Here is a 17310-nt window from a genome sequence, read left to right on the forward strand (position 1 = left end):
GCGTGATTCACTGAAATTTCAGTCACGTCCGGATCCAGGAGGCCCCCGATGAACCTGCACCAGTACGCTGAAACCCATGAGGTCACCAACCAGCCGCCGTCGCTGGACGGGGCCAATCTCTACCGCATCGACCTGCCCCTGCAGCAATGGTCGCGGCACTATGGGGCGGGCTGGGCCGAGGCGCGGATCGATGCGTACGGGGCACTGGCAGGTGGGCCGCTGATGACCGCAGGTTTCCTCGCCAACCAGCACAAGCCGCAGTTCAGCAGCCATGATCGCTATGGCCATCGTATCGACCTGGTGGAGTTTCATCCGGCGTATCACCAACTGATGCAAACGGCCATCGAGCACGGCCTGCCGTCGCTGCCGTGGACCGATCCCCGTGCGGGCGCCCATGTCGCCCGGGCCTCCATGACCTACCTGCACAGCCAGGCCGAAGCCGGCAGTGGTTGCCCGTTGACCATGACCTTCGCCGCGGTGCCGGCGCTCAAGTTGCAGCCGGACCTGGCCGAATACTGGTTGCCCAAGGTCCTCGCCACCGAGTACGACCCGCGCAATATCGGCGACCGGCACAAGGTCGGCGTGACCCTGGGCATGGCCATGACCGAGAAACAGGGCGGCACTGACGTGCGCGCCAACACTACCCGCGCTTACCCGGTGGGCGCGCCGGGGCCGGGCCATGCCTACGAACTGGTCGGGCACAAGTGGTTCTGTTCGGCGCCGATGTGCGACGCCTTCCTGACTCTGGCCCAGACCGACAAGGGCCTGAGCTGTTTCCTGCTGCCGCGCCATCGCCCGGATGACAGCCGCAACCAGTTCTACATCCAGCGCCTGAAGAACAAACTGGGCAATTGCTCCAACGCCTCCAGCGAAGTGGAGTTCCGTGGCGCCCTGGCCTGGATGATCGGCGAGGAGGGGCGCGGCGTGCCGACCATCATCGAAATGGTCGCCATGACCCGCTTCGACTGCATGGTCGGCTCCAGCGCCCTGATGCGCCAGGCCCTGACCCAGGCCGCCCATCATTGCGCCCACCGCCAGGTGAGCGGACGGCTGCTGGCCGAACAGCCGCTGATGCAGAACGTGCTGGCCGACCTGGCCCTGGAAAGCGAAGCGGCGCTGGCCCTGAGCCTGCGCATGGGCCATGCCCTGGACCAGCCGGACGATGCCCAGCAAGCGCGCTTCGCCCGCCTGGTCACGGCGGTGGGCAAGTACTGGATCTGCAAGCGGGCCCCGGCGATGATCAACGAAGCCGCCGAGTGCATGGGCGGCGCCGGCTATGTCGAAGACAGCATCCTGCCGCGCCTGTACCGCGAAGCGCCGGTCAACTCGACCTGGGAAGGCTCGGGCAACGTCCAGTGCCTGGATGTGCTGCGGGCCCTGTCCAAGGAGCCGGGCGTGCTCGAGGCGCTGTTCGACGAACTGGGCGATGGCCATGGCGACCCTCGGCTGGCGACGCACATCGGCAACCTCAAGGCGGCGTTTGCCGACACCGGCGATATCCAGTACCGCGCCCGCCAGCTCACCGAAGACATTGCCCTGGGCCTGCAGGCCAAGCTACTGCTCGAAGCGGGCAACGCCACGGTCAGCGATGCCTTTATCGGCAGCCGCCTGGGCGGCAGTGGCCGGGTCTATGGGGTACTGCCGCGGGGCATCGATGTTGGCGAACTGGTGGCACGTTCGACGCCGAACTGGCCGCTCTAACGTGCGTGCCTTTGCCTGAATATATAGGCAAGATGGAGGCATGCATGTTCAGACAGGAAGTACATTGTGAGCCGTACTGATGAAGCCTTCGTTGTCGTAGAAACCGCCGAGCAGGCCGTCGATCGCCTGGCGAGCCTGCACGAAAAAGCCACCGCCGCCCTGAGCCTGGCGCTCAAGCGTTACCTCAAGGACCGCACCGAGCCCGATGCCCAGGAGCGGGCCTTGTTTCGCTACCCGGAACTGCGCCTGACCTACCAGTATCACGGTGAAGTGCCGGCCATCACCCGTGCCTATGCCAAGGTGCAACTGCCGGGTACCTACAGCGTCACCGTGACCCAGCCGGCGGCGTTTCGTGCCTACCTGCTCGAACAGCTCAAGCCGCTGATGCGTGATTTCACCGTGACGGTGGAAGTGGGCGTCAGCGAGCAGAACATTCCGTACCCCTATGTGGTCGAGCAGGGCGACGAACTGGCCGGCAGCGGTATCACCGCCGCCGCGCTGGCGCGGGTGTTCCCCAGCACCGACCTGTCGGCGGCCACCGACGGCATCGCCGATGGCCTGCATGACTGGGCCAACGCCGATCCCCTGCCGCTGGCCCTGTTCGACGCCGCGCGGGTGGATTTCTCCCTGCGCCGCCTGGTGCATTACACCGGCAGCGACTGGCGCCATGTGCAGCCTTGGATCCTGCTGACCAACTACCATCGCTATGTCGACCAGTTCGTCACCCACGGCCTGGAGCAACTGCGCGAAGATCCGCGTTTCGTGCGCATGGTCCTGCCCGGCAACGTCATCATCGACAAGGGCATGGACAATGGCGAGGCCCAGGCCCTGGTGGCCGGTGTGGTCTGGCACCGTTACCAGATGCCGGCCTATCACCTGATCGCCGCCGATGGCGATGGCATCACCCTGGTCAACATCGGCGTCGGCCCGTCCAACGCCAAGAACATCACCGACCACCTGGCGGTGCTGCGTCCGCATTGCTGGCTGATGATCGGTCACTGTGGCGGCCTGCGTCAGTCGCAGACCATCGGTGACTATGTACTGGCCCACGCCTACATGCGCCGCGATGGCATTCTTGACCGCGTGGTACCGCCGCACATCCCGATTCCGGCCCTGGCCGAGGTGCAGCTGGCCTTGCAGGAAGCGGCGGCGCAGATTACCGGCGAGCGTGGCGACGAGCTGAAAAAGCGCCTGCGCACCGGCACCGTGCTGACCTACGACGACCGTAACTGGGAGTTGCGCTGGGCCCAGGAGCGTCCGCTGATCAACCTGTCACGGGCCGTGGCGGTGGACATGGAAAGTGGCACCATCGCCGCCCAGGGTTATCGCCTGCGCGTGCCATACGGCACCTTGCTCTGCGTTTCGGACAAGCCGCTGCACAGCGAAATCAAGCTGCCGGGGGCGGCCAACGCCTTCTACAACCGGGCGGTCAGCCAGCACCTGAAGATCGGTATCGCCGCACTGGACCTGCTGCGCACCGAACTTCATTCGCTGCACTCGCGTAAACTGCGCAGTTTCGATGAGCCGCCGTTCCGCTGAGGCCCCATGCCCTTACCCCCACGCTCCACGCCGCGTCGTCCCGCGGCAAAACCCGCCGGTCCGCGTCGCCAGCCCAAGGCGCCGCCGGCCGAGCCGCGGTTGATCCTGTTCAACAAGCCCTTCGATGTCCTGACCCAGTTCAGCGATGGCGAGGGGCGCGCGACCCTCAAGGACTTCATCGACATTCCCGGTGTCTACCCGGCCGGGCGCCTGGACCGTGACAGCGAAGGCCTGCTGTTGCTGACCAACGACGGCCAGCTGCAGGCGCGTATTGCCGATCCCAAGCACAAGCTGGCAAAAACCTATTGGGTGCAGGTCGAAGGCGAGCCGACGCCCGAGCAGTTGCAGCGCCTGCGCGACGGTGTCGAACTCAACGATGGCCCCACGCTGCCAGCCCAGGCCCGTCAGCTCGACGAGCCGCAGCTGTGGCCGCGCAACCCGCCGGTGCGCTTTCGCAAAAGCGTGCCGACCAGTTGGCTGGAGCTGGTGATCAAGGAGGGGCGCAACCGCCAGGTGCGGCGCATGACCGCCGCCGTCGGCCTGCCGACCCTGCGCCTGGTACGGGTGCGGATCGGCGACTGGACGCTGGACGGCCTTGAGCAGGGGCAGTGGCGTGAAGTGCCGGCCAGGCGCTAGACGCCTTCGATATAGCCGATCACCACGCTCTTGATGACGAAGGCGAGCACGCCCAGGCCGAGGACGAAAAACAGAATGAAGGTGCCGAACTTGCCGGCCTTGGATTTCTTCGCCAGGTCCCAGACGATGAAGCCCATGAAACCAATCAGGATGGTGACCAGGATGGTCATCATCCACTCTTCGAACAACGCAGGATCCATCGATTTTCTCCGGCAAAGTTGAGGCGCGCGATTATACGCCCCACTTGCCGGTCTGACTAACGCAGGTGCGTCAACGGTAGTTCGGTGCTGGCCAGTACCTGGTTGAGCACGAAGCTGGAACGCACGCTGGTCACCCCTTCGATGCGGGTCAGGTGCCCCAGCAGCAGCTTCTGGTAGTGGTCCATGTCCGGCACCACGACCTTGAGCTGATAGTCGGCGTCCATCCCGGTGACCAGGCTGCACTCCAGCACCTGGGGCAGGCTGCGGATCGCGGCCTCGAAGGTCTCGAAGCGCTCGGGGGTGTGGCGGTCCATGCCGATCAGCACATAGGCGGTGAGGCTCAGGCCCAGCTTCTTGCGGTCGAGCAGGGCGACCTGGCGTGCGATGTAGCCATCGTCTTCCAGCTGTTTGACCCGGCGCGAACAGGGCGAAGGTGACAGGCCGATGCGTTCGGCCAGTTCCTGGTTGGAGATGCGCGCGTCGCGCTGCAATTCGGCCAGAATGCTCAGGTCGTAACGGTCCAGTTTGCTCATGGATCATGCCTTTTCTGTTTCGATTGCGTTGAATTATCGATCCGTAGGTAAAAATTGCGCAAGTGCTATTTGAATGAGCAATCTTAGCAATCATCTGTCGTCGCTGCAGACGTATGCTTATACCCAGAATCACTGCCCGGACATCAGTCCACTGCAGCTGGCCCAATCAGGGCAGCTGCGGCCAGCAACCCAACAGGGTTGTGCTCGGCCCCCGGGCTACACACTGTCTACCCGACAGCGTGAGGTGAGCCGGCGTCACAAGCGCCGAGCAAGGACAAAATTCTCGAAGGGAGACCACTGGTCTCCCTTTTTTATTGCCTGCGATTTTTCATTTTGCTGCCGATAACCTGCGGTCATTCAAGGGTCCTGGAGAAACAGCATGAAGTCGCGCATCTGGCGTCTGGTCGCCATGGGTTTGCTCTGCGCTGGTGCCAACGGGCAGGTACTGGCCGACGGGCAGGGCGGTTCGCCCCTGCAGTCGCGTCCCGACGAAGTACGCCAGACCCAGCCGCCGCGCATCGGTTACTACGAGGATATTCCCCGGCGTGGCCCTGGCTACCGGCCGGGGCATGTCATCGATCGATTTGCCGATCCGTACTGGCGGGTGCCCTATGGCGGGCAGGAGTACTTCTATTCCAACGGCTACTGGTATCGCCCGCAAGGCCCGCGCTATGTGGAGGTGACGCCGCCCTATGAGCTGATGGTGTATCCGGTTTCCGGGCAGAGTCCAGGGCAACTGGAGCGTGACCGCTATGAGTGCCAGCGCTGGGCGGTCCGGCAGAGCGGTTTCGACCCCGAGTCGGCACGTTATGCGCCGGCGGCGCAGGTGCTGGACAACTATCGGCGGGCCCAGGGGGCTTGTCTGAATGGCCGGGGTTATAGCGTCATGTAGGAAACCTGGGCATGCAATCGCGGGGCAAGCCCGCTCCCACAGGGTGATCAAGGTGCCGGGTCGGCATGCACCAGTACCTCGGCTCGCGGAAACTTGCCGCGAATCGCCGCCGCAGCCTGGTCGCATAAGGCATGGGCCTGGGTCAGTGGCAGGTCGCCGGGCAGTTCCAGGTGCAGTTGCACGAACCAGTGGCTGCCCGACACCCGCGTGCGCAGGTCATGGGCGCCGCGAACGCCGGGCACGCTGCAGGCCAGCGCCAGCATCTGCTCGCTGATGTCGCCCGGCAGTTCCTGGTCCATCAGGATCGCCGAACTTTCCCGGGCGATCTGCAGGGCACTCCAGAGAATGTACAGGGCAATGCCCAGGCCGAAGACCGCATCCAGCTGCGGCCAGCCGACCCGGGCCAGCACCAGGGCAACCAGGATGCTGCCGTTGAGCAGCAGGTCGGAGCGGTAGTGCAGGGAATCGGCCCGCACCGCCGTGGAGCCGGTGATGCGGATCACCCGGGCCTGGAGCATCAACAAGGCTACCGTCAGCCCCAGCGACAGCAACATCACTGCAATGCCGATGGCGGTATCGCCCAGCGGCTGTGGATGCTGCATGCGCTCCACCGCCTGCACTCCGATCAACACTGCACTGACGCCGATGAACAGTGCCTGGGCCATGCCGGCCATGGCTTCGGCCTTGCCGTGGCCATAGCGGTGATCTTCATCGGCCGGGCGCAGGGCGTAGTGCACCGCCAGCAGGTTGAGGAACGAGGCGACGCCGTCCAGCGCCGAGTCGGTCAGGCCGGCCAACAGGCTCACCGAACCGCTGAGCCACCAGGCCAGGGCCTTGGCCAGGATCAGGATACTGGCCACCGCCAGCGAAGCGCGGGTGGCCAGGCGCAGCAGGCGTTGATGTTCGGCCGAAGGGATCATGCTGCCGGGAGCGTCCTGTGCAAGGTCAGGCGGCGGGCTTGATGCCGTACATCGCCAACTGTTCGACGCTGCCCTTGTGCTGGATCAGGCGCGGGTCGTTCAGCGGCAGGCGCTGGCCCAGTTCGCTTTCGAGGATAGCCTGCAGCTTGCCGTTGTCGACCTTGCCGTCGGCGCTGATCGCTTCGTTGAGTTTCTCCGGCGCGACCTGTGCCGTGGTGCCGCCCGGCAGGTAGATGGCGCCGGTGGCGAAGTCGACGGCAAAGGCGATCAGCCCCGGAATGACGTAGAACAGGATGCCGATGGCATCGAGGGCCGCGACCACCGGGTCGACCTTGCCTTCGATCTGGCCGCGCCGGTCAGGGAAGAAAATAGTGCCGCAGGCCGTCAGTTGGGTCAGCAGGGTGGTAACCAGAACGCCGCCGATGATGCGGGAAGGAATGCGCATGGAAATCTCCGGTATGAAGGCCACAACGATACAGGCAAAGAGCCGGTATCTACAGCTAAGACCATGATAGAGCAGGCTCGGTTCGCCGTTATACTCGGCGCATTGTTTGAGGGCCACCATGATTTCGTTACCGATCGATGCCGTACTGCCAGCCTTGCGCCACGCCTTGAATCAGCGCCACGAGGCGGTGTTGGAGGCGCCTCCGGGCGCCGGCAAGACCACCCGTGTGCCATTGGCACTGCTTGATGAGCCGTGGCTGCAGGGCCAGAAGATCCTGATGCTCGAACCACGCCGGCTGGCCGCACGCGCGGCGGCCGAGCGGCTGGCCAGCGAGCTGGGCGAATCAGTGGGGCAGACCGTCGGTTATCGCATTCGCCTGGACAGCAAGGTCGGCCCCGACACCCGCATCGAAGTGGTCACCGAAGGCATCCTGACCCGGCGCCTGCAGGCAGATCCTGCGCTGGAAGGCGTGGGGCTGCTGATTTTCGACGAATTTCACGAGCGCAGCCTGGATGCCGACCTGGCCTTGGCGCTGAGCCTCAATGGTCGTGAACTGCTGCGTGACGAGCCGCCACTGAAGATCCTGCTGATGTCGGCGACCCTGGAAGGCGAGCGCCTGTCGAACCTGCTCGACGATGCGCCGGTGGTCAGCAGCGAAGGGCGCATGTACCCGGTCGACATCCGCTGGGGACGCCCCTTCCAGCCGGGCGAGTACATCGAGCCGCGGGTGGTCGATTGCGTGTTGCAGGCCATTGCCGATGAGTCCGGCAGCCTGCTGGTGTTCCTCCCCGGCCAGGCCGAGATCCGTCGGGTGCACCAGTCGTTGCAGGACGTGGTAGGCGAGCGTGCGGATATTCTTTTGTGCCCCTTGCATGGCGAGCTGGACCTCAACGCCCAGCGTGCGGCCATCGACCCGGCGCCGGTCGGCAAGCGCAAGGTGGTACTGGCGACCAATATCGCCGAAACCAGCCTGACCATCGATGGCGTGCGTGTGGTGGTCGATGCCGGGCTGGCGCGGGTGCCGCGCTTCGATCCGGGTAGCGGCATGACCCGCCTGGACACCCAGCGTATTTCCCGCGCCAGCGCCACCCAACGCGCCGGCCGGGCCGGGCGGCTGGAACCGGGGGTGTGCTATCGCCTGTGGTCCGAGGCCCAGCATGAACAACTGGCCGCCTATGGCACCGCCGAGATCCTCCAGGCCGACCTCGCCGGGCTGGCCCTGCAACTGGCCCGCTGGGGCGTGACACCGGAGCAATTGAACTGGCTCGACCAGCCACCGTCGGCGGCCTATGCCCAGGCGCTGGACCTGTTGCAGCGCCTAGGGGCGTTCAAGCCCGACAGTCGTGACAGCCTGACGGCCCATGGCCAGGCGATGGCCGAACTGCCCGCGCATCCACGCATCGCCCACTTGCTGTTGCGCGGCCAGGACCTGGGGCTGGCGGACATGGCCTGTGACGTCGCCGCCTTGCTCGGCGAGCGCGATATCCTGCGTGGCGGCGGCGCCGACCTGCACAGTCGCCTGGCCTTGCTCAGCGGCGAGAGCCGCGCGGCCCGGGGCGGGCAGGGTGGGGTGCAGCGCGCCCGGCAACTGGCCCGGCAGTATCGCGGCCAGTTGCGTGGCAAACCCGCTTCGGCAGTGGCCGATCCCGATCATCCGCGCTGGCTGGGCGCCTTGCTGGCGCTGGCCTATCCGGACCGGGTGGCCCAGCAGCGCCGTGCCGGTGGCGGCGAGTACCGCCTGGCCAATGGTCGCGCGGCGCAGTTCGGCGAGCCCGATGCCTTGATGAAATGCCCGTGGCTGGTGATCGCCGACCTGGGCAGTCGCCAGGGCCAGCGCGAAGAACGGATCTATCTGGCAGCTGAATTCGATCCGGCCCTGTTCGACGGCGTGCTGGCCGAACAGGTGCGCAATCTTGACGTGCTGGACTGGGACGAACGCGAAAACGTGCTGCGCGCCGAACGCCAGCGCAAGGTCGGTGAGCTGGTGCTCAGCCGTGAACCCATGACCGGCCTGGACGAGGACGCCCGCGCCCGGGCCTTGCTGGAGCTGGTCCGGCGCAAGGGGCTGGCGCTGCTGACCTGGACCCCGGAACTGCGCCAGTGGCAGGCGCGGGTGGCATTGCTGCGTCAGCTGGATCTGATGGCGGGCAATAGCAGTGAATGGCCGGACCTGAGCGATGCCGCCTTGTTGGCGACGCTGCAGGACTGGCTGCTACCTTACCTGGGCAAAGTCACCCGCCTGAGCCATTTCGCCCAGCTCGACCTGGCCTCGATCCTGCGCAACTTGCTGCCCTGGCCGTTGCCCCAGCGCCTGGATGAGTGGGCGCCGGTGCACCTGAGCGTACCCTCGGGTTCGAACATCCGCCTGGACTACAGTGAAACGCCACCGATCCTAGCCGTGCGCCTGCAGGAACTGTTCGGCCTGGCCGACACCCCGCGCATCGCCCAGGGTCGCCAGCAGGTGCTGTTGCACCTGCTGTCACCGGCGCGTCGTCCGGTACAGGTGACCCAGGACCTGGCCAACTTCTGGCGCACCACCTACGCCGAGGTGAAGAAGGACCTCAAGGGACGTTATCCGAAACACTACTGGCCGGATGATCCGCTGGTGGCCGAAGCGACTGCGCGGGCGAAACCAAGGGGTACCTGAAGCATTCAGTCGATTCGCTCGACCAGGAACTCATGGGGGGTGCCTTCCGAGACGTTCAAGTGGAAGAACTTGCCCGGCTGGCGATGGGGATAGTCCTGGATCGCCTTGACTTCATGCCCCTGATGGTCGCGCCAGCGGCAGACCAGTCCTTTTTCCGTCCAGGCCAGTGGTTCAAGTTTCCAGTAGTCGGTCACCTCTGCCACTTTGTAGAGTCCCAGGTAGCCATTGAGGCTGATACCGAGTTTCTTCGTCGCTTTTCGCCCGGTACCGAAGATATTGAAATGCAGGCGATCTTCGGTCTGCGAATGGAAGATGAAGTTGAACAGGGGCGACTCCTTATTGCCGCCTGCCTGGATCCAGTCGTTTTCAGGGGTAAAACCCCATGTCCATTTGTCCGTCGAGTGACTGAGGCGAAGCGGGATTTCGCGTCCCGCCTTAAGCATGTAGATCCTGCCTCGAAACGAGGAGATTTCTTCAGCGTACAGGGTTTCGTTCTGTGCTTCGGTCATGGGGAATTTCCTTATCCTTTCAGTTACCGGGTTTTAGCGGTGGCAGCGCGGGGCTACCACGCGTGCATTGTCAAACCCGGTGAACAGCGATTGGAGGTCGAAGGATTTCCCGTGTGGCTCAAGGCGCCGGAGGCACGGCGGCAGCCTCAGTGACCAGCATGTACAGGCGGAACATCACCACTGTGCTGAACAGTTGCAGGAAGCCGTTGAAGCTGTCGATGGCCAGTTGCACCAGCGGCGACGGCTCGGGCAGCAGCATCTGGGTCAGGCCGTCGATCAACCACAGCGGCGCCAGCACGCCGAGGATGCAGGTGAGGATCCGCCAGAAGTTGCCGGTAGTCATCTGGAAGCTTTCGCGCATGGCTGCCAGCGGCGGCAGGCCGCGCAGCACCAGCAGGTACTCGGCGAACACCAGGTTGACCATCACCCAGATCCCCGGAAGGATGAACAGCGCCGCGCCGGCCATGATCAGCAGCGAGCTGAGCATCACCATCAGGGCAAACGATGGCCACAGGCGCAGGGCCATGGCCAGCAGGTTGCGCTTGAGCGGGGTGTAGCCGTTGGTGCGGGTATCGAGGTAGAGAATCAGGGCGGCGCTGTACAGCGGGTAGAACAGCAGGCTGGCGAGCATGCCGTAGGCTTGCGACGCGTCCTTGCCCAGTTGCTGGTAGAGCAATTGGGAGACGAGCGCTTCGAGCACCACCAGCGGCAGGCACAGCTGAGCGATGCTCAACAGGTGGCGGCGGAAGAAGTACAGGGAGTCACGCAGAACACTGAGCGGATTCATCGGTCGATTTCATAGTGAAAAAAGCAGGGCGTAACTTTAGCCCAGCCGTCACCCAAGCTGAAGAAAGTTTCATCCGGCCTTGTGTTGAATCCGCGGGCCAGACGCCCCATTTTCAGTAGACCCGATTTTTCCGGCTGTGAATGAGGTTGCAATGAACAGTGAAGAACAAACCCTGATCGATGGCCTGTTCGGCCGACTCAAGCAAGCCGATGACCCGGCCGTCCCCCGTGATGCCCAGGCCCAGGCGCGCATCGCCGAGCACCTGCAGCAACAGCCGTCGGCACCCTATTACATGGCCCAGGCGATCCTGGTCCAGGAGGCCGCACTCAAGCGCCTGGATGAGCAGAACAAGCAACTGCAAGAGCAGCTGAAACAAGCCAGGGCCCAGGCACCGGCCAGCGCGCCGGGCACGGGCGGTGGCTTTCTTTCGAGTATCTTCGGCGGCGCCAGCCGTGACCCGCAACCGGTGCAAAATCCACCGGCATCGACAGGCGGAGGCTGGCGCGAGCCTGCCCGTTCGTTCAATCAACCGGGTGCAGCCCCGGCGCAAGGCTTCAACGCCGCACCGGCGCCGGCGGCGCGCGGTGGCGCCAGCGGTTTTCTCGGCGGCGCCTTGCAGACGGCCGCAGGCGTGGCCGGTGGGGTGATGCTCGCCCAGGGCATCAGCAGCCTGTTCAACCATCACTCGCAACCTGAAGAAGTGGCTGAGGTGATCAAGGAAGAGCCGGCACCGGCCAGCGACAGCAGCGGTGGCTGGGGTGGCAACGACGAGCAGCGCCTGACCGCCGACAACGGCTACGACCAGGGCGGTTTCATGGACGCCGACTACGGCAGCGACGACGGCGGCTTCTTCGACGGCGACGACACCTTCGTCTGAGCGCGCATACCCGCACCGCCTCCAGGCTGGCATACTGGGCGCCGAAACGGCCCCGGTGTGCGGCGGCCGGCAACAGCGCCCCGGCGCCAAGAGGACGAGCGGTGAAGAAGATCGCGGTATTCGCCGATGTGCAGAACCTCTACTACACCGTGCGCCAGGCCTACGGCTGTCACTTCAACTATGCGGCGCTGTGGGCCGATATCAGCCAGCGCGGGCAGATCGTCGAAGCGGTGGCCTACGCCATCGACCGTGGCGACAGCAAGCAACAGCAGTTCCAGCAGATCCTGCGCAACCTCGGTTTCACGGTCAAACTCAAGCCCTATATCCAGCGCAGCGACGGCTCGGCCAAGGGCGACTGGGACGTGGGCATCACCCTGGATGTGATCGATGCCGCCGCCCGGGTCGACGAGGTGGTGCTGGCCTCCGGCGACGGTGACTTCGACCTGCTGTTGGAACGGGTCATCAGCCGCCATGGCATCGAAGCGGTGGCCTACGGGGTGCCGGGCCTGACCGCCAATTCACTGATTCGCGCCGCCAGCCGCTACGTGCCCATCGAGGGCGGCTTGCTGCTCAAGCACTAGGTTTTATCGAGGTTATGTTGTGGAACGTATAGCGGTCATCGACTTTGAAACCACCGGCATCTCGCCGGGCACCGGCTGCCGGGCCACCGAAGTGGCGGTGGTCATGCTCGAACGCGGACGCATTGTCGATCGCTACCAGAGCCTGATGAACGCCGGGCTGCCGGTGCCGGCCTTCGTCGCCGGCCTGACCGGCATCACCACGGCCATGCTGCGCAGCGCGCCGCCGATTGCCCAGGTGATGAACGAGGTGGCCGACTTTGTCGGCGATACCCCGTTGCTGGCGCACAACGCCTCGTTCGACCAGAAGTTCTGGGACTTCGAGCTGGCGCAAATCGGCCGCAGCCGCAGCCAGCGTTTCGCCTGCTCGATGCTGCTGGCCCGGCGCCTGTTGCCGGCTGCGCCCAACCACAAGCTGGGCACCCTGACCCGCTGGGCCGGCCTGCCGGACACCGGCACCGCGCACCGGGCCATGGCCGATGCGGAAATGGCCGCCAACCTGGCCCAGCACCTGGCCGGGCGCTTGCGCGAGCAGGGCGTCAACGGGGTGTCCCACCAACTGTTCTGCAGCCTGCAGAAAGTCCCCGCGGCGAAGATCGGCGAAGCGCTCAAGGCCTACCGCTAGGCCTTCTTGCCGTTGTGCTCCAGGTGGCCCAGCGGCAGACGCCGCTCCACGGCGCTGGAGAGAATGATCGAGGTCTTGCTGAAACCGAACTGGGCGACCCGGTTGATCAGCTCTTCCAGTTCCGGCATCGAACCCACCGCTGCCTGCATGATCACGCAGGGGTCGCCGGTGACCCGATGGCATTCGGTCAGTTGCGGGATCTGGGTGAGTTCTTCATAGGTTTGCTGGTTGCCGTGGCTGGCCAGGCGCAACTCGATCACGCACTGGATCGGCAGGCCGATCTTGTCCAGGTCGACCTTGGCCTGGTAGCCGGTGATGACCCCACTGGCTTCAAGCTTGGCGACCCGTTCGGCAACGGCAGGGGCCGACAGGTTGACCTTGCGCGCGAGTTCAGCGAAGGAAGCGCGGCCGTTTTCCAGCAGGGCGCTGAGGAGCATGCGATCGTACTTGTCCATGGGCTACCGGTGGTGGGTTTGCAATCAAAGGTTCGGGATGTGAAAAACCGTGCTTTCAAAAGTATACGGTTCATTTAAACAGGTTTTGTAACTTATGTTTACGCGCCTGCCTTTCTAAACTAATCCCCCCGACAATCAGAATTCGAGCCTGCCATGCCTGCCTCTCGTCGCTTTCCTTTGGTATTGATCGGCGCCTTCCTGGCGTTGTACCTGGTCTGGGGCTCGACCTACCTGGTCATTCGCATTGGTGTCGAATCCTGGCCGCCGTTGTTGATGGCCGGGGTGCGCTTTGTCATCGCCGGTACCCTGTTGTACGGCTTCCTGCGCTGGCGCGGCGTGCCGGCGCCGACCTGGCGGCAATGGCGTGCCGCCGGCATCATCGGCATCTTGCTGCTCAGTTGTGGCAACGGTGGCGTGACCCTGGCCGAACATGCCGGCGTGGCCTCTGGCGTTGCCGCCCTGGCGGTGGCGACGGTGCCGCTGTTCACCCTGTTGTTCGGGCTGTTCTGGGGCCAGCGCAACACCCGCCTGGAATGGGCCGGGATCTTCCTCGGGCTGATCGGCATTGCCCTGCTCAACCTGGGTTCCAACCTGCAGGCCAGCCCCATGGGCGCGGCATTGATTCTGTTCGCTGCGGCCTCCTGGGCCTTCGGCTCGGTCTGGAGCAAGAGCCTGCCGCTGCCCCAGGGGCCGATGGCCAGTGCCGCGGAAATGCTCGTCGGTGGCGTCGCCCTGTTGCTGGGCAGCGCCCTGAGTGGCGAACGCATGACCCAGATGCCCACGGCGGCCGGCTGGGGCGCGTTGGCCTACCTGGTGTTCTTCGGTTCGATCCTGGCGTTCAGCGCCTATATGTACCTGCTCAAGCATGTGCGCCCGGCGGCGGCCACCAGCTATGCCTACGTCAACCCGGCGGTCGCGGTGTTGCTGGGCATCCTGTTTGCCGGCGAGCAGATCGGTTTCGAGGAGTGCGTGGCCATGGCGGTCATCATCGGCGCGGTGGTGCTGATCGGCCTGCCGCAGTGGCGCAAGCCGACCAGCGAACCTGGCAAAAATGAAGAGCCGCAGGTGCGCGAAGCACGCAAGGCGCACAAGCAGGCGGTGAAGGAGGTTTGTCAGGAAGGCGCAGGCGGAACAAGGTAAACTGCCGCCATTGCTGAAATCCCCTGACGGTATTGCCATGACATTCGCCAAACTCGGCCTGATTGAACCCTTGCTGCGCGCGCTCGAGCGCCTGGACTACAACACTCCGACGCCGGTCCAGGCCCAGGCGATTCCTGCCGTGCTGGCCGGCCGTGACCTGATGGCCGCGGCCCAGACCGGTACCGGCAAGACTGCAGGTTTCGCCTTGCCGCTGCTGCAGCGCCTGACCCTGGAAGGCGCCCAGGTCGCCAGCAACTCGGTCCGCGCCCTGGTGCTGGTGCCGACCCGCGAACTGGCCGAGCAGGTGCACAACAACATTCGTGAATACGCCGAGCACCTGCCGTTGCGCACCTATGCGGTGTACGGCGGGGTCAGCATCAACCCGCAGATGATGAAGCTGCGCAAGGGCATCGACCTGCTGGTGGCCACGCCCGGGCGCCTGCTCGACCTGTTCCGCCAGAACGCGGTGAAGTTCAACCAGTTGCAGGCCCTGGTGCTCGACGAAGCCGACCGCATGCTCGACCTGGGTTTTGCCGAGGAACTGCGTTCGGTCTATGCCGCCTTGCCGGCACGCCGGCAGACCTTGCTGTTCTCGGCCACCTTCTCCGACGAGATCCGCATGCTGGCCGGGCAGACCCTCAACGACCCGCTGAGCATCGAAGTCAGCCCGCGCAACGTCACCGCCAGCACGGTCAAGCAGTGGATCGTGCCGGTGGACAAGAAGCGCAAGCCGGAGCTGTTCAGCCACCTGCTGCGCAAGCAACGCTGGAAGCAGGTGCTGGTGTTCGCCAAGACCCGCAACGGCGTCGATCAACTGGTCGAGCGCCTGCGTGGCCAGGGTGTGAACGCCGACGGCATTCATGGCGACAAGCCCCAGGCTACCCGCCAGCGCGCCCTGGACAGTTTCAAGGCCCGCGAGATCCAGATCCTGGTAGCCACCGACGTGGCGGCGCGTGGCCTGGACATCGACGACCTGCCGCTGGTGGTCAACTTCGACCTGCCGATCGTGGCCGAGGACTATATCCACCGCATCGGCCGTACCGGTCGTGCCGGTAACAGCGGCGAGGCGATCTCGCTGGTGTGTGCCGATGAAGTGCAATTGCTGTCGGCCATCGAAACCCTGACCCGCAAAACCCTGCCGCGGCATGAGGAACCGGATTTCATCCCCGACCACCGGGTGCCGATGACCGATGCCAATGGCCAGGTGCTGAAGAAGCCGAAGAAACCCAAGAAGCCCAAAGAGAGCAGCAGCAAGCGCAGCCTCGGGCGCTGGATGGACAGTGCCGAGACCTCGGCGCCGGCACCGGCGGCCAAGCCGGTGCGCAAGGTGCCGACCTTCAATACCGGGCCGCGCAAGCGCAAGCCTTGATTCAGTCGGGGCCGCTGTGCGGCCCATCGCAGGCTTCGCCAGCTCCCACAGGGATCAGTGATGATTCAATGGTTGTGGGAGCTGGCGAAGCCTGCGATGAATACACCGCATTCCTTACGGCTTGAGCCACTCCAGCACCCCGAACCCCGCCTTGCGGCCACTGGCAAAACAGGCAGTCAGCAGGTAGCCGCCGGTTGGCGCTTCCCAGTCGAGCATCTCCCCAGCGCAGAACACCCCCGGCATGGCCTTGAGCATCAGGTGCTGGTCCAGCGCCTCGAAGACCACGCCACCGGCACTGCTGATCGCTTCATCCAGCGGGCGAGGGCGCAGCAGTTCGATCGGCAGCGCCTTGATCGCCCGGGCCAGCAAGGCAGGATCAGCGAAGGTCGGTGCATCGGTCAACTCGCGCAGCAGGGCCGCCTTGACCCCATCCAGGCCCAGTTGGCTGTGCAGGTGCTTGGCCATCGAGCGCGAGCCGCGTGGCCTGGCCAGGGCTTTTTCGATGTTATCCACAGCCCGGTTGGGCAGCAGGTCGAGCAGCACGGTGGCGCTGCCGGTGCGGTTGATGGTTTCACGGATCTGCGCCGACCAGGCATACACCAGGCTGCCCTCCAGGCCCTGGGCGGTGACGATGCATTCACCCAGGCGCGGCGCCTGGCCGGCAAGGCTCAAGGCGATGTTCTTCAGCGGGGCGCCGGCAAACTTGTCCTTGAGCAGGTCGCTCCAGGCCTGCACCTCGAAACCGCTGTTGGCCGCCTGCAAGGGCGCGACCTGCACGTTTTTATCCACAAGCCAGGGCAGCCACGCCGCATCGGAACCCAGGCGCGCCCAGCTGCCGCCACCCAGGGCCAGTACCGTGGCTGCCGGGTTGAATGCCAGTTCGCCCTGTGGATAACCGATCCGCAGGCTGCCATCGGCATTCCAGCCAAGCCAGCGGTGACGGGTGTGGATAACTACCCCGGCATCGCGCAGGCGCTTGAGCCAGGCGCGCAGCAGCGGCGCGGCTTTCATGTCGCGCGGGAAGACCCGACCGGAACTGCCGACAAAGGTTTCGATGCCCAGGTCGTGAATCCACTGGCGCAAGGCATCGGCGTCGAACCCTTCAAGCAGGCCGGCGATTTCACCCGCGCGCTCGGCATAGCGTGAAATGAAGGCAGGGTAGGGCTCGGAGTGGGTGATGTTCATGCCGCCGACCCCGGCCAGGAGGAATTTGCGTCCCACCGACGGCATCGCGTCGTACAGGTCCACGGCAAGCCCGGCCTGGCTCAGCACTTCGGCGGCCATCAACCCGGCCGGCCCGCCTCCGATAATGGCAACGTGTGGGCGGTCGGCGGAGCGGGTGTCGGTCATGGTCGGCTGCAAGCTGGAAAAAAGAGCCGGCATTCTACCCCAGCGAGAGGCCCGGAAACACTGAACAAAAAATGAGCAGTCCTCTCAACGCCAGGTAAACAAAGGCC

18 protein-coding genes are annotated in these 17310 nt (G+C 64.9%); 10 read left to right on the forward strand and 8 right to left on the reverse strand.

Annotation, left to right across the window (positions count from 1 at the left end):
* The first annotated feature begins 48 nt into the window (after positions 1 to 48).
* The 3 genes from M2D63_RS06020 (at position 49) to M2D63_RS06030 (ending at position 3876) form a co-directional block, all read left to right on the forward strand.
* Positions 49 to 1701, forward strand: coding sequence for an acyl-CoA dehydrogenase family protein (locus M2D63_RS06020; protein ID WP_285861910.1), 1653 nt, complete (start codon positions 49 to 51; stop codon positions 1699 to 1701).
* Between the two features lie 66 nt (positions 1702 to 1767).
* On the forward strand, positions 1768 to 3240 hold the full coding sequence (amn, locus tag M2D63_RS06025; protein ID WP_285861911.1) for an AMP nucleosidase: 1473 nt from the start codon (positions 1768 to 1770) through the stop codon (positions 3238 to 3240).
* 6 nt (positions 3241 to 3246) lie between these two features.
* Positions 3247 to 3876, forward strand: a complete 630-nt coding sequence (locus M2D63_RS06030) for a pseudouridine synthase (RefSeq protein ID WP_285861912.1) — start codon at positions 3247 to 3249, stop codon at positions 3874 to 3876.
* Here the strand turns inward: M2D63_RS06030 and M2D63_RS06035 are convergent.
* A complete protein-coding gene (locus M2D63_RS06035; protein WP_285861913.1) occupies positions 3873 to 4076 on the reverse strand; it encodes a DUF2788 domain-containing protein in 204 nt (67 codons plus the stop codon). The genes M2D63_RS06030 and M2D63_RS06035 overlap by 4 nt on opposite strands.
* A 56-nt stretch (positions 4077 to 4132) precedes the next feature.
* A complete protein-coding gene (locus M2D63_RS06040) occupies positions 4133 to 4609 on the reverse strand; it encodes an Lrp/AsnC family transcriptional regulator (protein ID WP_285861914.1) in 477 nt (158 codons plus the stop codon).
* A 379-nt stretch (positions 4610 to 4988) separates the two neighbouring features.
* Here M2D63_RS06040 and M2D63_RS06045 point away from each other — a divergent pair, with 379 nt between their 5' ends.
* On the forward strand, positions 4989 to 5501 hold the full coding sequence (locus tag M2D63_RS06045) for a hypothetical protein (RefSeq protein WP_285861915.1): 513 nt from the start codon (positions 4989 to 4991) through the stop codon (positions 5499 to 5501).
* A 47-nt stretch (positions 5502 to 5548) separates the two neighbouring features.
* Here the strand turns inward: M2D63_RS06045 and M2D63_RS06050 are convergent, their stop codons facing one another.
* Positions 5549 to 6421: a cation diffusion facilitator family transporter gene (locus M2D63_RS06050; RefSeq protein WP_285861916.1), complete on the reverse strand. Its 873-nt coding sequence runs from the start codon at positions 6419 to 6421 to the stop codon at positions 5549 to 5551.
* A 25-nt stretch (positions 6422 to 6446) separates the two neighbouring features.
* A complete protein-coding gene (locus M2D63_RS06055; protein ID WP_285861917.1) occupies positions 6447 to 6866 on the reverse strand; it encodes a polyribonucleotide nucleotidyltransferase in 420 nt (139 codons plus the stop codon).
* 118 nt (positions 6867 to 6984) lie between these two features.
* Between M2D63_RS06055 and hrpB the strand changes: the two genes are divergently transcribed.
* On the forward strand, positions 6985 to 9513 hold the full coding sequence (hrpB, locus tag M2D63_RS06060; RefSeq protein WP_285861919.1) for an ATP-dependent helicase HrpB: 2529 nt from the start codon (positions 6985 to 6987) through the stop codon (positions 9511 to 9513).
* Between the two features lie 5 nt (positions 9514 to 9518).
* Here the strand turns inward: hrpB and M2D63_RS06065 are convergent, their stop codons facing one another.
* Both M2D63_RS06065 and M2D63_RS06070 read right to left on the reverse strand, forming a co-directional pair.
* On the reverse strand, positions 9519 to 10022 hold the full coding sequence (locus M2D63_RS06065; RefSeq protein ID WP_285861920.1) for a hypothetical protein: 504 nt from the start codon (positions 10020 to 10022) through the stop codon (positions 9519 to 9521).
* A gap of 118 nt (positions 10023 to 10140) precedes the next feature.
* Positions 10141 to 10809: a hypothetical protein gene (locus M2D63_RS06070; protein ID WP_285861921.1), complete on the reverse strand. Its 669-nt coding sequence runs from the start codon at positions 10807 to 10809 to the stop codon at positions 10141 to 10143.
* 151 nt (positions 10810 to 10960) lie between these two features.
* On the opposite strand from M2D63_RS06070, the gene M2D63_RS06075 reads away from it, so the two are divergent.
* From M2D63_RS06075 to M2D63_RS06085, 3 genes are all read left to right on the forward strand, one after another.
* Entirely contained in the window at positions 10961 to 11686 is a 726-nt protein-coding gene (locus M2D63_RS06075; protein WP_285861922.1) for a DUF2076 domain-containing protein, read from the forward strand.
* 101 nt (positions 11687 to 11787) lie between these two features.
* Entirely contained in the window at positions 11788 to 12267 is a 480-nt protein-coding gene (locus tag M2D63_RS06080) for an NYN domain-containing protein (protein WP_285861923.1), read from the forward strand.
* Positions 12268 to 12286: 19 nt separating this feature from the next.
* Positions 12287 to 12889 carry a PolC-type DNA polymerase III gene (locus tag M2D63_RS06085; protein WP_285861924.1) on the forward strand — a complete coding sequence of 201 codons (603 nt, stop codon included), beginning with the start codon at positions 12287 to 12289 and terminating at the stop codon, positions 12887 to 12889.
* Here the strand turns inward: M2D63_RS06085 and M2D63_RS06090 are convergent.
* On the reverse strand, positions 12886 to 13344 hold the full coding sequence (locus M2D63_RS06090) for an Lrp/AsnC family transcriptional regulator (protein ID WP_285861925.1): 459 nt from the start codon (positions 13342 to 13344) through the stop codon (positions 12886 to 12888). The genes M2D63_RS06085 and M2D63_RS06090 overlap by 4 nt on opposite strands.
* 153 nt (positions 13345 to 13497) lie before the next feature.
* Here M2D63_RS06090 and yedA point away from each other — a divergent pair, with 153 nt between their 5' ends.
* Positions 13498 to 14484 carry a drug/metabolite exporter YedA gene (gene yedA, locus M2D63_RS06095; RefSeq protein ID WP_285861926.1) on the forward strand — a complete coding sequence of 329 codons (987 nt, stop codon included), beginning with the start codon at positions 13498 to 13500 and terminating at the stop codon, positions 14482 to 14484.
* 37 nt (positions 14485 to 14521) lie between these two features.
* A complete protein-coding gene (locus M2D63_RS06100) occupies positions 14522 to 15853 on the forward strand; it encodes a DEAD/DEAH box helicase (RefSeq protein ID WP_285861927.1) in 1332 nt (443 codons plus the stop codon).
* A 114-nt stretch (positions 15854 to 15967) separates the two neighbouring features.
* On the opposite strand, the gene M2D63_RS06105 is transcribed toward M2D63_RS06100, so the two are convergent.
* Complete coding sequence (locus M2D63_RS06105; protein WP_285861928.1) at positions 15968 to 17203, reverse strand: TIGR03862 family flavoprotein; 1236 nt, start codon at positions 17201 to 17203, stop codon at positions 15968 to 15970.
* Between the last annotated feature and the right edge of the window lie 107 nt (positions 17204 to 17310).

Source organism: Pseudomonas sp. BJa5 (assembly GCF_030272875.2).
Lineage (GTDB): Bacteria > Pseudomonadota > Gammaproteobacteria > Pseudomonadales > Pseudomonadaceae > Aquipseudomonas.